We start from the raw sequence: 17,798 nt of genomic DNA on the forward strand, positions 1-17,798 counted from the left end.
GTTGTCAGCCGAGGCTGAACACACTCCGCAACAGCAACCTCACCAGCATCGTCTGCCGCGTCACGCCCGTCTTGCAGAAGATCGAGCGCAGATGCGTGCGCGCCGTGTTGCGGCGGATGTTCATCAGCTCGGCCGCCTCGTCCAGCGTCGAGCCCTCGGCCAGCAGCAGCGCCATGCGCGATTCCACGCGGGTCAGGCCCAGCAGGCGCCGCACCAGGTCGAGCGAGGGCGGGGCGGTGTTGCAGTCCGGGTCGCGCAGGAAGATCACCGCGGCCGGGCGGCGCCGGGCATCGCACCAGTCGGCGCCCGGCACGGCCTTGACCACCAGCGACAGCCGCGCGCGGCCCGAGGGGCGCGACACCGGCATGGCCTCGACCATGCCGCCGGCGACGGCGCCGCTGCCATGGCCCAGGCCGCGCTGGATCAGGCGCTGCAGCTCACGCCGGTCGTCGGCGTTGTCCGCCTGCAGGCCGTTGGGACCGCGCCAGAGGCCGTCGCGTTCCGCCAGGATGCGGCGCGCCTCGTCGTTGATCTCCAGGATCTCGCCGGTCTGCGACAGCGAGATCACGCCCAGCAGCATGCGGTTGACCGTGCCGGCCAGCATCTGGCGCTCGCATTCCAGCGAGTCCAGTTTCGACTGGATCTGGATCGACCGCTTCAGGTGCGGGAGGATGTAGCGGAACAGCGCCTTGTCCTGCTCGCCGAAGGGCAGGGAGCCATGGCCGCGGGTGGCGCGCAGGCGGCACTCGATGCCCTCCGGCGTGTAGACGTCCGCCCCCAGCACATACCGCACGTCCTGCGGCCGCAGGTAATCCTGGTACATCGGGCCTTCCAGCCACTGCTTGCCGATCAGTTCCTCCGGCGTCATCACCTCGCCTTCCTTGAGGCTGACGAAGGGATCCATCGCAAAGTACTGCTTTTCGTAGGACACCTGCGCCGCAGGGTTCCCGCCGACGTTGATCATCACGCCAGCGCTGTCGGCGGTCGGGGGGCGCAGGATCAGCGAGACATGCGCGGCCTGCAGGCGCAGCTGCAGCAGGCGCAACGCACTGTCCCAGGGGGGCTGCTCCAGGGCGCCCTCGTAGAGCGCGCCCAGCAGGTCGCCGACCTGGCGCGGCTCGCTGTCCAGGGGCTCCCGCGGCGGGGCGCGACGCGGAACGGGCGCCGGGGCGCGGACGCGGGGTTCGGTGGCTAACATGGCTTCCTCCTCCAGCCGCGGGGCATGGCCGCGGACCGGTACGTCAAAAAAACATTGCAACTGCAATGTAACATGCCGCAAGCGGATTGCGAAGTGCCGGGTGCCCGGGCAAAAAATGTACTGTTTTCGGATGAGGCGGCGCCCTTTCACGCTCGCCGACACTGCAGGGACTCGTAGACCCGGAAAAAGGGCGCGGGCGAAGGGCAACCATCAGTCGGAGGAGACTTGCGATGCGTTCCAGGATTTGCACGGCATTTTTCAGCGCTGCGGTCGTTTTGGCCCTCGCACCTGCCACAGCCAGCGCCAAGCTGACGCCCGAGGAAGCGGCGAAGCTCGATGGCCCTGAGCTGAACTGCCAGGGCGGCACGCGCGCCGGCAACAAGGACGGCAGCATCCCCAAGTGGGGTGGCCAGTGGGTCGGCAAGTGGCCGGGCATGAAGGGGCCTCACGGCTATGAGCCGGGTCCTTATGCGGCCGAGAAGCCGTCGTTCACGATCACCGCGCAGAACATGTCCCAGTACGCCGGCAAGCTCACCGCCGGCCAGAAGGAACTGTTCAAGAAGTACCCGCAGAACTACAGCATGATCGTCTACCCGACGCATCGCGACTTCGGCAACCCGCAGTGGGTCTGCGATCTCACCAAGAAGAACGCCGTGGAGTCGGAGATCACCGACGGCGGCAAGGCGGTCACCGGCACCGGTGGTGCCCCCACCTTCCCGATCCCCAAAAGCGGCCTGGAGGCGATCTGGTCGGTCAAGACCGCGTTCCGCGCCTGGACCGAGAAGGGCGTCCTGGATATCGCCGACGTCTACGGCAACGGCACCATCGCCTGGGGTCGCAACAGGTTCTTCACCATGAACGTGATGAACGACCCGAACACGCGTCGTTCGCTGACCGACAAGATCAACAGCTACTTCTATACCGCCTACCTGCTGCCCGAGCGCGACAAGGGCCTGGTGGCGGTCGGCTTCCAGCCCAACGCCTTCGTCAGCGACGCCACCCAGGCCTGGCAGTACCTGCCCGGCACGCGCCGCGTGCGCCAGGCACCGGAGATCGGCTACGACTACCCGGTGCCGCCGGCCGGCCTGCACACCACCGACGAGGACTACGGCTTCAACGGCTCGCCGGAGCGCTACAACTGGAAACTGCTGGGCAAGCAGGAGGTCTACCTGCCGTTCCACAACTTCAAGATCAACGACCCGACGATCAAGTACAAGGAACTGGTCACGCCCAACACGATCAATCCGAAGTACGTGCGCTACGAACTGCGCCGTGTCTGGGTGATCGAGGCCAACCTGATCCAGGGTCTGCGCCACCAGTACAAGACCCGCCGCATCTACGTCGACGAGGACAGCTGGCAGGTGCTCTGGGCCGACCACTACGACGGCCGCGACCAGCTCTGGCGCATCGCCGTGATCCTGTACTTCTACTCGCAGGAATCCGCTGCGCATCACCGCGGCGTGCAGTTGTTCCATGACCTCACGGCCGGCGTCTACGAGGCCACCAACCTGCTCAACGAGCGCAAGCCCGAAGACTGGTGGCGCGTCAATACGCCGATGACGCCGGGCATGTTCACCCCCGAGGCCGCCGCCAGAGCGGGCCATTGATCGGCATCTAGGCCATCCGGACGACCACAATGACCGCGAAAGTGGTCATTGTGCGTTTTCCGGGGGCTTTTCCCTTGGCATCCCGTACCCCAAAATTTTGAATCGAGACACCGCCATGAGTTCTGTCGTCGACATCCGCGCCGGCCAGGCCGCCCATATCCGCCCGCTGTTCGACCGTCTCGCCGCCAAGGCGCCGGACTACAACCTGACCAGCGCCGAGCAGCGCATCGCGAAGATCAAGCGCCTGATGGCGACGGTGCTGAAGTACCGCAAGGAAATCTACGAAACCGGTCGCCTCGAGCGCGGCCTGACGCCGCCCGACATGGACGGCGAGCTGGTCATGCTAAAGTTCGAGGCCGAGTTCATCGAGCGCAACCTCGCCAGCTGGATGAAGCCGAAGCAGGCTGACGGCCCTTCGCTGATGACCCTGGGCAAGAAGTGCTACATGCACTACGAGGCCAAGGGCATGGTGTTGACGCTGCCGAGCTGGAACGCCCCCTACGTCATCGGCCTGCTGCCGACCCTGGGTGCGATCGCCGCCGGCAACGCCGTGATGCTCAAGCCCTCCGAGCTGGCGCCGCATTCCTCGGCCCTGCTTGCCAAGATTGTCCAGGAAGCCCTCCCGGACGGCGACGTCACCGTCGTCGAGGGCGGCATCGAAGTGGCCCAGGCCCTGCTGGCCTGTCCCTTCCACCACATCTTCTACATCGGCAACAACACCGTCGGCCGCATCGTGATGAAGGCTGCCGCCGATCATTTCGCCTCGGTCACGCTGGAGATGGGCGGCAAGAATCCGTCGATCATCGACAAGAGCGCCGACATCGAGGACGCGGCGCTGAAGACCTCCTGGGGCCGCATGTGCAACGCCGGCCAGGCCTGCATCGCGCCGGACTACATCCTGGCGCACGAGTCGATCATCCAGAAGTTCACCGACTCGCTGGTGAAGGAAATCACCGCGATGTACAACCCGGACGGCAAGGGCTTCGACAAGAACCCCGAGTTCCCGCGCATCATCAACGCCCGCCACTTCGAGCGCATCAAGGGCCTGGTGGAGGATGCGCGCGCCAAGGGTGCGAAGATCGTCATGGGTGGCGAGTACAACGCCGAGCTGCGCTACATCGCCCCGACCGTGGTCACCAACGTGACCGAAGACATGAAGATCATGCAGGAAGAGATCTTCGGGCCGGTGATCGTGGTCAAGCCCTGGAAGAACCGCGACGAGGTGATCAAGGAAATCCGCGGCCGTGACAAGCCGCTGGCGCTCTACGTCTTCGCCAAGGACCAGGAGGCCTGGGAGTTCTTCCGCAACAACACCACCTCGGGCAGCACGGTGCTGAACCACAACGTCGTGCAGTCGGGCACCAACCCCTACATCTCCTTCGGCGGCGTCAACAGCAGCGGCATCGGCCGCATGGTCGGCCACGCCACCTTCCTGGAGTGCTCCAACCAGCGCGCCGTGATGGAAGAGGGCCCGGCCCTGATGGATCCGCGCGACTTTTTCCCGCCGCTGACGGACAAGTACAAGAAGCAGCTGACGCAGATGATCGAGGGCAAGCCCTTGGCGCCGGCGATGGTCAAGTTGATCAGTGGGGTCGTGAACTTCATGGGCAAGTTCAAGCGCTGAGCCCGCTGTGCAGACAAGAACGCCCCGCCCAGTGCGGGGCTTTTTGTTGATCGATCCGCCGAACCGTTCATCCCGAGTGCCGCGAAGCGGGTGAAGCAATGCCTAAATGGCATTGCCTGCATTGCCGAACGCCCGGCCATGGAATGTTTGGCCCTGCTGAGGCATGACTAAATGTCATGCCGAAGTAAGCCAAACATGGGCTGGGGCTCATTTAGGTAGCTGTCGTCTCGCCATGGATGGCGCCACCTCTTGTCCCCTCTCCCGCCTGCGGGAGAGGGTGGCCGAAGGCCGGGAGAGGGTTTCTGTAAATCAAGCTTGGGCCAGCCAGACTTCGATTTACAGAAACCCTCTCCCTGAATCCCTCTCCCGCCTGCGGGAGAGGGAACACAAAAAAGCCCCGGTTTCCCAGGGCTCTTTGTTGCATCTAGGCAGGGTTAGATCCCAAACCCGCCCGACACATTGATCTGCTGACCCGTGACATAGGTCGCCGTGGCCAGGTACACCGCCGCCTTGCCGATGTCCTCCGGCTTGCCCCAGCGCTTCAGGCACAGCAGCTTCTGGGTTTCGTCGATCCACTTCTGGTCGAACACGCCACGCTTGAGCAGTTCCAGGAACATGCCGGCTTCGATCACGCCCACCAGCACCGAGTTGGCGCGGATGTTGTTCCTGCCTTCTTCCTTGGCGATGCCGGTGATCAAGGCTTCGTTGGCGGCTTTCGGTGCCACCGAGAGACCGTCCTTGGCGGGCCACCAGACGTGGCCGGCGGAGCCCAGGTGCACGTAGGAGCCGCCGCCGCTGGCGCGCATATGCTCGATCGTGGCCTTGAAGGCATTGAAGAAGCCGTGAACCTCGATGCTGATCGACTTCTGCCACAGCTCCAGCGAGGTGTCGGCCAGATGCACCTGCTCCACCACCGGGCCGGCGGCCCAGACCACGGTATGGATGCGGCCGTGTTCCTTGATGGCGGCGGCGACGGCGGCCTCGATCTGCTTCGGGTCGGTGACATCGGCGGCGTGGATGCTGCCCTTGCGCCCCAGGGCCTTGATCTCGCCAGCGACACGCTCGGCGACTTCCTGCTTCGAGCGGTACACGACGGCCACGTCGGAGCCGGAGGCGGCGAAGGTCGTCGCCACGCCCTGGCCGATGCCGCCGCTGCCGCCGAACACCAGCGTCGCGCCCTTGGGGAAATCGTTGTTCTGCATGGCCATCCTTGAGGTACTGGGAATGGCCTGCAGTATTCGGGTGCAGGCCCTCCGGAATCCTCACCCTTTGGGACGAACCCGAAGGCGGACCCTCGCATCGCAGTGCAGCAAAAATCTGTACGCAGTTTGAGGGAGGAGCCGGTAGACCATGCTCCCTAAGCTGGCGAAGCTGCCAGAACCAGAACGATCAGCCGGAGGAGGCTCATGTACCGTCGCTCACAAGGGCCGTTCGCGCAACGCGGCCGGGTCGTTGCCTGCATCCTGATCCTGACCCTGACCAGCGGCCCGGCGGGGGCAGGGGAGTTCGAGCTTTTCGGGCTCGACGGCGACTGGCAGATGCAGATGAGCTACGCCGCCGCCATGCGCCTGCACGATGCCGACGACCGCATCATCAACGCCCCCGGCGCCGCCAACATCCCGGTTCCCGAAACGCTCAAGATTCCCGAGTCGGCGAACTACGATGACGGCGATCGCAACTTCAGGAAAGGCTCCCTGTTCAACAACCGCCTGACCCTGCTCGGCGAGATGGGCCTGACCTACGAGGACTACGGCCTGAAGGTCCGCGGCGACGCGTTCTACGACGACGTCTACCACCACGCCAACGACAACCGGCAGTCGGCGACGCTGAGCCAGACCACCGGCAACATCAACTCCCCGCACCAGGGACCGGTCGACCGGTTCACCGGCGATGCCGAGTACTACGACGGTTCCCGCGCGCGCCTGCTGGACGCCTACGTCTACGGCAGCTGGTACTTCGGCGACGACACGGCACTGAACCTGCGCGTCGGCCGCCACATCGCGGCCTGGGGCGAGAGCCTGTTCTTCTCCGGCGTGGCCCTGGCCCAGGCGCCGGCCGACGCCACCAAGGCCAACGTGCCGGGTGCGGACGTGAAGAGCATCCTGCTGCCGGTCAACCAGGTGTCGATGCAGCTGGCGCTGACGCCGGACCTGACCCTGCTGGGCCAGTACAAGCTGGAGTACAAGTCCACCGAACTCAATCCGGTCGGCGAATACTTCTCGGTGGCCGACGTGGTCGGCCCCGGCGCGCAATTCACCTACGGCCTGGAGAACCCGCTGTACCTGCCGAACCTGGCCGACGTGAACCTGCTGTCCACCGATCTGGCGCAGTACCTGCAGCTGGTGGCGGACTTCGCGGGATTGCCAGCGGGCCCCGCGGTGAACTTCCTGAATACCGCGCTGGCCCGCCTGGACCCCTTCCTGCCGGATGTGCCGCTGCAGATCGCCAACATCCCGATGCCGGGTCAGCCGAAGTACATCAACGTGCTGTACAACGGCGAGAAGAAGCCCAGCGACCACGGCCAGTACGGTGTCGGCCTGAAGTATCAGCTGACGCCCAACACCGGCCTCGGCCTGTATCACCTGCGCTATCACAGCACCACGCCGGCGCCGGTGCAGACCTACGGTTCCGCCCCCCTGCTGGTCGGCCCCGGCGGCGTGCCGGTACTGTCCACCGGCATGATGGGCCTGCAGGTGCCGGTGACCTATCAGCCGAACTACTTCGACGGCATCCGCATGACCGCGCTGAGCTTCTCGTCGTCGCTGTTCGGTGCCAACGTGGCCGGCGAGCTGATCTACCGCGACGGTGTCGACGTGCTGGTGGACCTGAGCAGCGGCCTGCTCGGCCCGGTGCCTTCGCCGACGCGTGCCAAGGTCATGCAGGGCCTGGTGTCGGCGATCTACTCCTTCGGTCCGCAGCAGATGCTGGGCCTGCCGCTGTGGGACACCTTGTCGGTGGTGGGCGAGACCGGCTATGTCCACGTGCAGGAGGTGGACCCGGTCTGCAATCCCTACGAGTGCAACACCCAGTTGCACAACTCGAAGGACTCCTCCGGCATCTCGCTGCTGTTCATCTTCGACCGCAAGAACGTCATTCGCGGCTGGGATCTCACCGTGCCGGTCTACGCCGCGCGTATGCTGCAGGGCCAGTCCGCGCTCACGGCGGCCTTCGGTCCGCTGGCAGGCATCCAGGACAAGCGTCTCAGCGTCGGTCTCAACATGACCTACCTGCAGCAGCTCACCCTGGGCATCACCTGGGCCGGCTACTTCGGCACTCCGCATTTCGCCAAGAACCCCTACGCCGACCGCGACTTCCTCGGTGTCTCCGCCAAGTACAGTTTCTAAGAGCTCATGCCCCAGCGTCTCTGCCGTGCCGTCCTGCTGTTCCTGCTGCCCCTGGCCGCGCTCGCGGCGGAAGCCCCCAGCCAGTGGCCCTACGTCGGCGGCGACGCCGGTGGGCAGCGCTGGTCGCCGCTCAAGGACATCCGGCGCGACAACGTGCAGAAGCTCAAGCCCGCCTGGACCTTCAACCACGGCGATTTCTCGCAGGGCAACGAACAGCACGGTGCCACCGCCTTCCAGGCCACGCCGCTGCAGGTCGACGGCACGCTGTACTTCTGCACACCCTACAACCGCATCATCGCGCTGGACGCCGCCAGCGGCCGCCAGAAATGGCGCTTCGATCCCAAGGTGAAGCTCGACGGTGTCTACTCGCCGGTGTGCCGCGGCGTGGCCTACTGGCGCGACGCGCAGGCCAAGACCGGCGCCGCCTGTGCCGAACGCATCTACGGCGGCACGGTCGACGCGCGCCTGATCGCGGTGGACGCGCGCAGCGGCAAGCGCTGCGAGGATTTCGGAGTGAAGGGCGAGGTCAACCTGCTGCAGGGCCTGGGCAAGGTCGGTGTCGCCGAGTACTACATGACCTCGCCGCCGCAGGTGATCCGCGACCGTATCGTCACCGGCGCCTTCGTCAAGGACGGCCAGCGCATCACCGCGCCCAGCGGCGCGCTGCGCGCCTTCGACGCACGCACGGGTGAACTGAAGTGGGTCTGGGACCCGGTGCCGCCGGGCACGCCGGCGGTGACCGCCGAGCAGGTGAAGCAGGGCGCCACGCTGACGCCCGGCACGCCGAACGTCTGGGCGATGATGTCGGCCGATCCCGAGAACGGCCTGGTCTTCGCGCCCACCGGCAACGCCGCGCCCGACCACTACGGTGGCGCCGAGCGTCACGGACTGGACTACTTCGCTTCGTCCATCGTCGCGCTGGACGCCGACACCGGCGCGCTGCGCTGGCGCTTCCAGACCGTGCACCACGACGTCTGGGACTACGACGTCGCCGCGCAGCCCGTGCTGTTCACCGCGCGCATCGGCGGCAAGCCGGTGCCGGCGCTGGTGGCGGCAACCAAGCTCGGCTTCGTCTTCGTGCTCAATCGCCTCACCGGCGAGCCGCTGTTCCCGGTGGAGGAGCGCAGGGTTCCGCAGTCGACGCTGCCCGGCGAGCACACCTCGCCGACGCAGCCTTTCCCGACACGGCCGGCACCGCTGCACCCGCTGACGCTCAAGCGCGAGGATCTCTGGGGCGTCACCTTCTGGGACAAGGGCAAGTGCCAGGAAGCTTTCGATGCGCTGGAGTACAAGGGCGTGTTCACGCCGCCCTCGCTGAAAGGCTCGCTGCAGTACCCGGGCCTGGGCGGCGGCATCAACTGGGGCTCGGTCTCGGTGGACCCGGTGCGCAACCGCCTGCTGGTCAACCTGCAGGCCGCGCCGTTCACGATCCAGGCCGTGCCGCGCAAGGACTACCACGGCGCCGCCGGCGCCACCGACCTGGTCGGCATGCACCCGCAGGAAGGCACGCCCTACGTCACCGTGCGCGCGCCCTTCCTGTCGCCGCTGCAGACACCCTGCGTGCCGCCGCCCTGGGGCCGGCTGGTGGCCATCGATCTGGACAGCGGCAGCAAGCTCTGGGACCGCAGCCTCGGCACGCTCAAGGGCCTGGCTCCCTTCGGCGATCACTTCGACACCGGCACGCCCAATTCCGGCGGCGTGCTGCAGACCGCCGGTGGCGTCGCCTTCATCGCCGCCACCATGGACAAGTCCCTGCGCGCGATCGACACCGACAGCGGTGCCGAGCTGTGGCGCTACGAGTTGCCCTTCGCGGGACATGCCACGCCGATGACCTACAAGGCGGCGGGCAAGCAATACCTGGTGATCGGTGCCGGCGGCCACGGCGCGCTGGGCACCAAGACCGGCGACGCGATCGTCGCCTTCACCCTTCAGTAAGGCATCGATGAGCGAGCAGAACTGGGACCACGAAACCGATGTGCTGGTGGTCGGCACCGGCGCCGGCGCCATGACCGCCGCGCTGCGCGCCGCCAGGGCCGGTGCCAAGGTGCTGATGGTGGAGAAGGGGACGCACTACGGCGGCACCTCCGCCACCTCCGGCGGCGGCCTGTGGATCCCAGCCAACCACCTGATGCCGGGCTGCGACATCCCCGACAGCGAGGAGGAAGCGCTGGGCTACATGCGCGCGCTCACCGGCGACGATGTGCCCGAGGCCAACGTCCGCTCCTACGTGTCCAATGGCCGGCGCATGCTGCGCTGGCTGGTGGATCACAGCCGCGTCGAGTTCCAGGCCATGCCCTACTACGCGGACTACTACCAGCACCTGGCCGGTGCCAAGCCCGGCGGCCGCTCCATCGACCCGCTGTCCTACGACGCGCGCCAGCTGGGCGAGGACTTCGCCGGACTGCACGAGCCGCATCGCCAGACCCGCGTGATGGGCATGATGGGCTACACCAACACCGAGGGTGCGATCCTGCTGTCGAAATCGCCTGGCTGGTTCAAGCTGCTGCTGCAGCTGGCCGTGGGTTATTTCCTGGATTTGCCCTGGCGTCTGTTCTCGCGCCGTTCGCGGCGCCTGACCATGGGCAACGCCCTGGTCGCGCGCCTGCGTCACTCCCTGGTGGACGCCGGCGTGCCGATCTGGCTGGCCTCGCCCGCGGTGGACCTGCTGCCCGACGGGCAGGGCGGGGTGGCCGGCGCCACCGTGAAGCGCGAGGGCCGCCTGCTGCGGGTGCGCGCCCGCAAGGCGGTGATCCTCGGCAGCGGCGGCTTCGAGCACAACCAGCAGCTGCGCGAACGCTACCTGCCGGCGCCCAGCAACACGCAATGGTCTGCCGCCAACCCCAACAATACCGGCGACATGCTGCTGGCCGCGCAGAAGCTGGGCGCCGCCACCGCTTTGATGGACGAGGCCTGGTGGGGGCCGACCATCCACCTCCAGGGCGAGGACCGCGCGCGCATGCTGTTCACCGAGCGCTCCATGCCCGGTGCCATCGTCGTCAACCAGGCAGGCCAGCGCTTCTTCAACGAATCGGTGGCCTACACCACCGCGGTGCAGGCCATGTACGGCCCCGGCAACCTGCCGGCCTACATCGTCTTCGACGCGCGCTACAAGCGCGAATACCCCTATGGGCCGCTGCTGCCCGGCGGCATGCACCTGAACTGGCTGCAGCCGGCGCAGCGCAAGCTGCTCACCCGCGCCGCCAGCCTTCCGGAACTGGCCAGCCGGCTCGGCATCGACCCCGCCGGCCTGCAGGCCACGGTGGCGCGCTTCAACGGCTTTGCCGCCGCCGGCAAGGACGCCGACTACCAGCGCGGGGAGAACCCCTACGACCTGCTCTACGGCGACGTCCGCATCCAGCCCAACCCTTGCCTGGCACCGGTGGCCGAAGCGCCGTACTACGCCATGCAGATCCACCCGGGCGACATCGGCACCAAGGGCGGCCTCAAGACCGATGAGCATGCCCGGGTGCTGGATGGCAATGGCGCCCCGTTGCGCGGGCTGTACGCCATCGGCAACTGCGCCGCCTCGGTGACTGGGCGATACTATCCGGGCGCCGGTGCCACCCTCGGGCCGGCCATGACCTTCGGATTCCTTGCCGCTGAACACGCATGTGCAGTGACCTCGTAGCCGGCAAGCGCCGGAAAGCCTCCGCCGATGCCGCCGCCGCGCCCCTGGGCAAGCAGGCGCTGAAGACCCGGCGTACCCGCGAAAAGATCATTTCCGCGGTCATTTCCCTGATCAAGGAGGGCGGCTACTCGCATGCCTCCTCCAGCCGCATCGCCGAGCGCGCCGGCATCACCTGGGGCGCGGCCCAGCACCACTTCGGCAACAAGGAAGAAATCCTCGAGGCCGTGATGAACCTGGCCCACGAGCGCTTCGCCCAGCGCATGGCCGACCCGGCCCTGCGCAGCGGCACGCTGGAGCAGCGCGTGGAGCTGTTCCTGGAGACCATGTGGTCGCACTACCAGGACGATGCCTACCTGGCCATGCTGGAAATCCTGCTGGCCACCCGCGGTTTCCACGAAGTGGCCCCCGCCAACTGGGAAGACCGCTTCAGCCGCGACCTGCTGGTCTCCCTGCGCGAGATCTTTGTCGATGCGAAGGTCGATGATGCCCGTGCCCGCGAGGTCCTGACCTTCGCCCACTGCTTCCTGACCGGCCTGACCATCGAGCGCGTGTTCGAGCAGAAGGTGCGCAATACCGGCCGTTACCTGCAACGCATCCAGCAGACCGTGCTGGCGATGCTCAAAGACAGCTAGCTAGCCCACGGAAGTAGGAGCGGCCGGTGGCCGCGACCCGCTTTTGACTGGGAAGGAAGAGGCCGCGGCCATCGGCCGCTCCTGCGGTGGCCGCGGCCTCACCCGAATAGAGCAGGCCTTTTTCCGGCCCGGCCCTGTAAGGTCCCATGCAAACCTGAGGGGACCCATGAGCACGCCAGAAACGCCTGCGGCACCCGCCGCGCCCAAGCCGACCCGCATCCCGCCGATCGTCACCATCGACGCCAAGTTCTTCTGGGAGGGCGCCGACAAGGAGCTGTTCCTCGGCCAGAAGTGCGGCGACTGCGGCAAGTTCCGCTTCCCGCCGCGGCCGATGTGCCCGATCTGCTTCAGCGTCAAGAGCGAGGAAGTCCCGCTGTCCGGCAAGGGCACCGTGCATTCCTGGGCCATCGCCCGCCATCCGCCTCCGTTCGGCTTCAAGGAAGCCCCGATCATCGCCGTGATCGAACTGGAAGAGGGCACCCGCTTCGTTTCCAACGTCGTCGGCGTGGCCTACGACCAGGTGACGCAGGACATGCCGGTGGAGGTCTGCTTCGAGCCGACCATGAACAATCACAAGGTGCCGGTGTTCCGGCCCATCAAGCGTTAAGGAAAACCACATGGCCCGCAAATTCACCGAAGCCGCCATTGCCGGCATCGGCGCCACCGAGTTTTCCAAGGAGTCCGGCCGCAGCGAGCTGCAGCTGGCCGCCGAGTGCGCCAAGGCCGCCTGCGACGACGCCGGCATCAGCCCGCACGACATCGACGGCATGATCACCTTCACCATCGACAACAGCGACGAGATGATGCTCGCGCGTTGCCTGGGCGTGAAGAACCTGGCCTACACCACGCGCATCCCCGGCGGCGGCGCCGCCGCGGCCGGCACGATCTTCCAGGCCATGGCCATGGTCAACGCCGGCGTCTGCAACAACGTGCTGATCTGGCGCGCGATGAACGAGCGCAGCCAGTACCGCTTCGGCCAGAACCCGACCAACACCACCAGCTACCAGTCCGGCAACGGCACCGGCTCGCTGCTGTGGTGCGTGCCCTTCGGCGCCATGACCCCGGCCAGCTGGGGCGCGCTGCAGGCGCAGCGCTACATGCACAAGTACGGCGTCACCAACCTCGACCTGGGCCATATCTCGGTGCAGCAGCGCAAGTACGCCGCCACCAACCCCAAGGCCTGGTTCTACAACAAGCCCATTACGCTGGAAGACCACCAGAACTCCAAGTGGATCATGGAGCCGATCCTGCGCATGCTCGACTGCTGCCAGGAGAGCGACGGCGGCCAGGCGATCCTGGTCACCAGCCTGGAGCGTGCGCGCGACCTGAAGCAGAAGCCGGTGCGCATCCTCGGCGCCACCCAGTCGATCCCCTACAACGTGGAAGTGATCTCCAACTACTACCACGAAGACCTGACCGTGATGCCGGAGGCGCAGGGCACCGCCAAGCGCCTGTGGGAGATGACCGGTCTGAAGCCCACCGACATGCAGGCGGCGATGATCTATGACGCCTTCACCCCGCACGTGCTGCTGCAGCTCGAAGGCTTCGGCTTCTGCAAGGCGGGCGAGGGCAAGGACTTCGTCAAGTCCGGTGCGCTGGCGATCGACGGCCTGCTGCCGACGAATACCCATGGCGGCCTGCTCGGAGAGGCGTATATTCACGGCATGAACAGCATGGCCGAAGGCGTGCGCCAGATTCGCGGCAGCTCGGTCAACCAGGTCAAGAACGTCAGCAACGTGCTGGTGTCCTCCGGCATGGCGGGAGCGGTTCTCAGCGTCGGGTAAGCGCAGGGCGGGCAGGGCCCGCAGGGAGCAGGGCGATGAAGCGAGTCGAACTGGCGGCCTCGGGGGAGGTCCAGGAAGGACAGCTGCATGCAGTGAGCGCCGAAGGGCGCTCACTGCTGCTGACCCGTGTCGGCGGCCGCGCCTGCGCCGTCGAGAACCGCTGTCCCCACTTCAACCTGCCCATGACCCGCGGCAAGGTCGAGAACGGCGTGATCCGCTGCCCCTGGCACGGCTCGCGCTTCGACGCCTGCAGTGGTGAAAACATCGACTGGGTCACCGCCGTCGCCGGCCTGCCGCTGCCGCAGTGGAGCCGTGCCCTGGTCGCCGCCGGCCGCAAGCCCGCGCCGCTCCAGACCGTCGCCGTCACCGAAGTGGACGGCAAGCTGTATCTCGAAAGCTGATTCCCGACGACATGAACATGCTGACCCATTCCGAGTACGGCGCGAGCCTGCGCGTCGAATCCGGCATCGAGCTGCCGGACCTGCCTTCGGCGCGCATCGCCGTGGACGTGCACACGCCCGACTTCCGCAGCCTGCGTTCGCCGCCGGTGGTGCTGGTCTGCCTGCCCGGTGGCGGCATGAACCGCCGCTACTACGACCTGATGCCCTCGGACGGCGACAGCAGCTTCAGCTTCGCGCGGCAGATGAGCGCGCGCGGCTTCATCGTCGTCACCATGGATCACCTCGGCATCGGCGACAGCGACCGTCCCGAGGACGGCTACCTGTTGACCGCCGACTTGCTGGCCCGTGCCAACAGCCAGGCCACTCATGCCGTGCTGCGCCGCCTGCGCGAAGGCAGCCTGGTGCCGGGCATTCCACGCCTGCCGCATCTGCTGAGCCTGGGTGTCGGCCATTCCATGGGCGCGATGATGACCGTCCTGCAGCAGGCGCAGGCGCAGCAGCATGCCGGCATCGTGCTGCTGGGCTTCTCCACCCGCGGCCTGCCGGAATACGTGCCGGCCGAGGCGCGCGAGCTGGCGGCGGATCCCGCTGCGGCACGTGTCCACCTGCCGCGCCTGGCCAAGAAGATGTTCGTCGAGTCCTACCCGGTGATCCGGCCCGATCCGCAGTCCAATTCGATCTACGGCGGCGGCAATGCCGACCCGCGCGCGGTCGAGGCGATCAAGGCGGCACGCGGTCCCCTGCTGCCGGTACCGGCCTTCATGTCGATGCTGCCCGGCAATGTCGCGCCCGAGGCGGCGCAGATCGAGGTGCCGATCTTCCTGGGCCTGGGCGAGCGCGACATGGCCGGCCCCACCCACCAGATTCCGGCGGCCTTCCCCAAGTCGCGCGACGTCACCCTGCACATCCTCAAGGAAGCCGGCCACAGCCACTTCCTGTTCCCCTCGCGCGATGGCCTGTTCGAGCGCCTGGCGCTGTGGATCCGCGCCGTGGTGGAGATCTCGGCGGAGCGCGCCGCGGGCTGACCCCTCTGGCGGTAAGCCAGACTCACTCAAGTGGACGGGGTACCGGGCCCGCCACTGGACTAAAGTTCACCCCATCGGCCGCCGTGTCACCGCCGGCGGCCTCAGGCATTGCATAACTGATTGATTTGGAGACAAAGATGGCAAAGACGGCACTCAAGGCAGGCGCGCGCTTCAAGAGCACGGTCTGCGACACGCAGGTCATGGTGGTGAAGGCCCCGGCCGGCGAGTTCGAGCTGAGCTGTGGCGGTGCCGACGTGGTGGGCGCCACCGCCGCGGCCGCGGCCGGCGGCACGCTGGACCCGGCCCTGTCGGGCGGCACCCTGATCGGCAAGCGCTACGTCAACGCCGACGAATCCCTGGAGCTGCTCTGCACCAAGGGCGGCAAGGGCACGCTGTCGCTCGACGGCACCGCGCTGGAAATCAAGCAGGCCAAGCAGCTGCCGTCGTCGGACTGACAGACCCGCAAGGCAGTCCGCAAATAAACGCAAATCAACGCAAATGAAAGTTGTCCTTACGGTCGATTCGCGTTCATTCGCGTTTATTTGCGGACTGAATGGCTTTCTGCCTCCGGACCTGAGCCCATGAACATCTCAACCATTCTGGACATGGCCGCCGAAGCCTTCGGCGACCGCATCGGCGTCGTCTCCGGCGGCCAGCGCTACACCTATGCCGAACTGCGCGAGGCGGCCTGGCGTGCGGCCCGCCGCTTCAAGGCCAGCGGCGTCGCCTACGTTGCCCTGCTGGACGTGAACAGTCCCGCCGCGCCGGTGGCGCTGTTCGGTGCCGCCTACGCCGGCATCCCCTACGTGCCGCTCAACTACCGCCTGACCCCGGCCGAGATCAACAAGCTGCTGGCGCGCGTCGCCCCGGCCGTGCTGATCACCAGCGCAGACCTGGCCGGCAAGATCGAGCCGCGCAGCGACATCCAGGTGATCGATCGCGAAGCCTTCCTGTCCCTGCCGGAAGGCGGCGACGAGCCGCCGCAGCCGGACGAAGATCCGCGCGCCATCGCCGTGCAGCTGTTCACCAGCGGTACCACCGGTGAGCCCAAGGCCGCGATCCTGCGCCACGAAAACCTGATGTCGTACATCGTTGGGACCGTGGAATTCGCCGCTGCCGAGGAAGACGACGCCATCGTCGTCACCGTGCCGCCGTACCACATCGCTGGCATCTCGGCAGCGCTCAGCTCCACCTATGCCTGCCGCCGCATGGTGCAGATGGAGAACTTCGAGGCCGCCGCCTGGCTCGATGCCTGCCGCGACAACCGTGTCAGCAACGCCTTCCTGGTGCCCACGATGCTGCAGCGCATCGTCGATCACCTGGTGGAGACCGGTGCGCAGCCGCAGCTGCCGGCGCTGCGCGCGCTGGCCTACGGCGGCGGCAAGATGCCGCTGTCCACCATCGCCAAGGCGATGCAACTGTTCCCCAAGGTGGATTTCACCAACGCCTACGGCCTGACCGAAACCAGCTCGACGATCGCCGTGCTGGGCCCGGACGACCACCGTGCCGCCGCCGCCAGCAGCGACCCTGCCGTGCAGCGCCGCCTGGCCTCGGTGGGCAAGCCCGGCGCCGTGGAGATCGAAATCCGCGACGAGTCCGGCAAGGTGCTGGGCGCCGAGGAAGCGGGCCTGGTGTTCGTGCGCGGTCCGCAGGTTTCGGGTGAGTACCTGTCCCTGGGCAGCCAGCTCGACGCCGACGGCTGGTTCCCGACCAAGGATCGCGGCTACCTCGACGCCGAGGGTTACCTGTTCCTCGACGGCCGTGCCGACGACGTCATCGTGCGCGGCGGCGAGAACATCTCCCCGGGCGAGATCGAGGACGTGCTGCTGGGCCACCCCGCCGTGGCCGACGTCGCCGTCGTCGCCATGCCCGACGAGCAGTGGGGCGAGGGTGTCGCCGCCGCCGTCGTGCTCAAGGCCGGCGCCAGCGCCAGCATCGCCGAGCTGCAGGACCTGGTGCGTGACAAGCTGCGCTCCTCGCGGGTGCCGCAGGCCATCGTGTTCAAGGATGCGCTGCCCTACAACGAGCTGGGCAAGGTCCTGCGTCGCGTCATCCGCCAGGAATTCGTGCAACAGGCTGCCTGAGGTTTATTACATGCCCTTCGTCATCGAAAAGACCCTCGAGATTGCCGCCCCTGCCGAAGTGGTGTGGGAAGTGATCACCGACATCGCGCGCTACCCGGAATGGAATCCCTTCCAGGTCGAGATGCAGACCTCCTTCAAACCCGGCGATCCCATCGACATGCGGGTCAAGCTGATGGCCAGGCCGCAGGCTCAGCGCGAATGGGTCACCGAGTTCGTGCCCGGCAAGCGCTTCGCCTACCAGATGAAGGCGGTGCCGCTGAACACGCTGTCGAGCCAGCGCTCGCACGACGTCGAGGCCATCGGCCCCGGCCGCACGCGCTACCGCTCCTACTTCCACCTCAAGGGCTGGCTGCACCCGGTGGTGGTGGGTCTGCTGGGGTCGAAGCTGCAGACCGGTTTCGCCGGCATGACCGCCGGCATCCAGCAGCGCTCCGAGGAGCTCGCGCGCCAGCGCAAGGCCGCCTGATAGCG

At 66.9% G+C, this 17,798-nt stretch carries 15 protein-coding genes; 13 read left to right on the top strand and 2 right to left on the bottom strand.

Annotated features, from left to right (window positions below):
* Positions 1-4: 4 nt before the first annotated feature.
* Positions 5-1,198 (bottom strand): helix-turn-helix transcriptional regulator, encoded by a 1,194-nt coding sequence (locus D0B54_RS08680; RefSeq protein ID WP_117290945.1) that lies wholly within the window; start codon positions 1,196-1,198, stop codon positions 5-7.
* 230 nt (positions 1,199-1,428) lie between these two features.
* Here D0B54_RS08680 and D0B54_RS08685 point away from each other — a divergent pair, with 230 nt between their 5' ends.
* A complete protein-coding gene (locus D0B54_RS08685; protein WP_117290946.1) occupies positions 1,429-2,805 on the top strand; it encodes a DUF1329 domain-containing protein in 1,377 nt (458 codons plus the stop codon).
* Between the two features lie 115 nt (positions 2,806-2,920).
* Positions 2,921-4,429 (top strand): aldehyde dehydrogenase family protein, encoded by a 1,509-nt coding sequence (locus D0B54_RS08690; protein WP_117290947.1) that lies wholly within the window; start codon positions 2,921-2,923, stop codon positions 4,427-4,429.
* Between the two features lie 434 nt (positions 4,430-4,863).
* Here D0B54_RS08690 and D0B54_RS08695 read toward each other — a convergent pair whose 3' ends face one another.
* On the bottom strand, positions 4,864-5,631 hold the full coding sequence (locus D0B54_RS08695) for an SDR family NAD(P)-dependent oxidoreductase (protein WP_117295124.1): 768 nt from the start codon (positions 5,629-5,631) through the stop codon (positions 4,864-4,866).
* Positions 5,632-5,835: 204 nt separating this feature from the next.
* Here D0B54_RS08695 and D0B54_RS08700 point away from each other — a divergent pair, with 204 nt between their 5' ends.
* From D0B54_RS08700 to D0B54_RS08750, 11 genes are all read left to right on the top strand, one after another.
* Positions 5,836-7,773 (top strand): DUF1302 domain-containing protein, encoded by a 1,938-nt coding sequence (locus tag D0B54_RS08700; protein ID WP_117290948.1) that lies wholly within the window; start codon positions 5,836-5,838, stop codon positions 7,771-7,773.
* 6 nt (positions 7,774-7,779) lie between these two features.
* On the top strand, positions 7,780-9,708 hold the full coding sequence (locus D0B54_RS08705; RefSeq protein ID WP_117290949.1) for a pyrroloquinoline quinone-dependent dehydrogenase: 1,929 nt from the start codon (positions 7,780-7,782) through the stop codon (positions 9,706-9,708).
* Between the two features lie 7 nt (positions 9,709-9,715).
* Positions 9,716-11,401 (top strand): FAD-binding protein, encoded by a 1,686-nt coding sequence (locus tag D0B54_RS08710; protein WP_117290950.1) that lies wholly within the window; start codon positions 9,716-9,718, stop codon positions 11,399-11,401.
* Positions 11,383-12,033, top strand: a complete 651-nt coding sequence (locus D0B54_RS08715) for a TetR/AcrR family transcriptional regulator (protein WP_117290951.1) — start codon at positions 11,383-11,385, stop codon at positions 12,031-12,033. The genes D0B54_RS08710 and D0B54_RS08715 overlap by 19 nt, the downstream gene beginning before the upstream one ends.
* Before the next feature lie 166 nt (positions 12,034-12,199).
* Entirely contained in the window at positions 12,200-12,640 is a 441-nt protein-coding gene (locus tag D0B54_RS08720) for a Zn-ribbon domain-containing OB-fold protein (RefSeq protein WP_117290952.1), read from the top strand.
* Positions 12,641-12,650: 10 nt separating this feature from the next.
* Positions 12,651-13,817 (top strand): thiolase C-terminal domain-containing protein, encoded by a 1,167-nt coding sequence (locus D0B54_RS08725; RefSeq protein ID WP_117290953.1) that lies wholly within the window; start codon positions 12,651-12,653, stop codon positions 13,815-13,817.
* A 35-nt stretch (positions 13,818-13,852) separates the two neighbouring features.
* Positions 13,853-14,218, top strand: coding sequence for a Rieske (2Fe-2S) protein (locus tag D0B54_RS08730; RefSeq protein ID WP_117290954.1), 366 nt, complete (start codon positions 13,853-13,855; stop codon positions 14,216-14,218).
* Between the two features lie 17 nt (positions 14,219-14,235).
* On the top strand, positions 14,236-15,243 hold the full coding sequence (locus D0B54_RS08735; protein ID WP_162932312.1) for an alpha/beta hydrolase: 1,008 nt from the start codon (positions 14,236-14,238) through the stop codon (positions 15,241-15,243).
* A gap of 137 nt (positions 15,244-15,380) precedes the next feature.
* On the top strand, positions 15,381-15,698 hold the full coding sequence (locus D0B54_RS08740; RefSeq protein WP_117290956.1) for a hypothetical protein: 318 nt from the start codon (positions 15,381-15,383) through the stop codon (positions 15,696-15,698).
* A gap of 126 nt (positions 15,699-15,824) precedes the next feature.
* Positions 15,825-17,327 (top strand): class I adenylate-forming enzyme family protein, encoded by a 1,503-nt coding sequence (locus D0B54_RS08745; RefSeq protein ID WP_117290957.1) that lies wholly within the window; start codon positions 15,825-15,827, stop codon positions 17,325-17,327.
* A 10-nt stretch (positions 17,328-17,337) separates the two neighbouring features.
* Complete coding sequence (locus tag D0B54_RS08750) at positions 17,338-17,793, top strand: SRPBCC domain-containing protein (RefSeq protein WP_117290958.1); 456 nt, start codon at positions 17,338-17,340, stop codon at positions 17,791-17,793.
* Positions 17,794-17,798 lie beyond the last annotated feature (5 nt).

Origin of the sequence: Solimonas sp. K1W22B-7, from assembly GCF_003428335.1 — a bacterium.
In the GTDB taxonomy this organism is placed as follows: domain Bacteria; phylum Pseudomonadota; class Gammaproteobacteria; order Nevskiales; family Nevskiaceae; genus Solimonas_A.

What these genes read in the sequence shown, in the direction of transcription:
- D0B54_RS08680 (WP_117290945.1), bottom strand. Translation starts at nt 1,198, where the DNA reads ATGTTAGCCACCGAACCCCGCGTCCGCGCCCCGGCGCCCGTTCCGCGT.
- D0B54_RS08685 (WP_117290946.1), top strand. Translation starts at nt 1,429, where the DNA reads ATGCGTTCCAGGATTTGCACGGCATTTTTCAGCGCTGCGGTCGTTTTG.
- D0B54_RS08690 (WP_117290947.1), top strand. Translation starts at nt 2,921, where the DNA reads ATGAGTTCTGTCGTCGACATCCGCGCCGGCCAGGCCGCCCATATCCGC.
- D0B54_RS08695 (WP_117295124.1), bottom strand. Translation starts at nt 5,631, where the DNA reads ATGCAGAACAACGATTTCCCCAAGGGCGCGACGCTGGTGTTCGGCGGC.
- D0B54_RS08700 (WP_117290948.1), top strand. Translation starts at nt 5,836, where the DNA reads ATGTACCGTCGCTCACAAGGGCCGTTCGCGCAACGCGGCCGGGTCGTT.
- D0B54_RS08705 (WP_117290949.1), top strand. Translation starts at nt 7,780, where the DNA reads ATGCCCCAGCGTCTCTGCCGTGCCGTCCTGCTGTTCCTGCTGCCCCTG.
- D0B54_RS08710 (WP_117290950.1), top strand. Translation starts at nt 9,716, where the DNA reads ATGAGCGAGCAGAACTGGGACCACGAAACCGATGTGCTGGTGGTCGGC.
- D0B54_RS08715 (WP_117290951.1), top strand. Translation starts at nt 11,383, where the DNA reads ATGTGCAGTGACCTCGTAGCCGGCAAGCGCCGGAAAGCCTCCGCCGAT.
- D0B54_RS08720 (WP_117290952.1), top strand. Translation starts at nt 12,200, where the DNA reads ATGAGCACGCCAGAAACGCCTGCGGCACCCGCCGCGCCCAAGCCGACC.
- D0B54_RS08725 (WP_117290953.1), top strand. Translation starts at nt 12,651, where the DNA reads ATGGCCCGCAAATTCACCGAAGCCGCCATTGCCGGCATCGGCGCCACC.
- D0B54_RS08730 (WP_117290954.1), top strand. Translation starts at nt 13,853, where the DNA reads ATGAAGCGAGTCGAACTGGCGGCCTCGGGGGAGGTCCAGGAAGGACAG.
- D0B54_RS08735 (WP_162932312.1), top strand. Translation starts at nt 14,236, where the DNA reads ATGCTGACCCATTCCGAGTACGGCGCGAGCCTGCGCGTCGAATCCGGC.
- D0B54_RS08740 (WP_117290956.1), top strand. Translation starts at nt 15,381, where the DNA reads ATGGCAAAGACGGCACTCAAGGCAGGCGCGCGCTTCAAGAGCACGGTC.
- D0B54_RS08745 (WP_117290957.1), top strand. Translation starts at nt 15,825, where the DNA reads ATGAACATCTCAACCATTCTGGACATGGCCGCCGAAGCCTTCGGCGAC.
- D0B54_RS08750 (WP_117290958.1), top strand. Translation starts at nt 17,338, where the DNA reads ATGCCCTTCGTCATCGAAAAGACCCTCGAGATTGCCGCCCCTGCCGAA.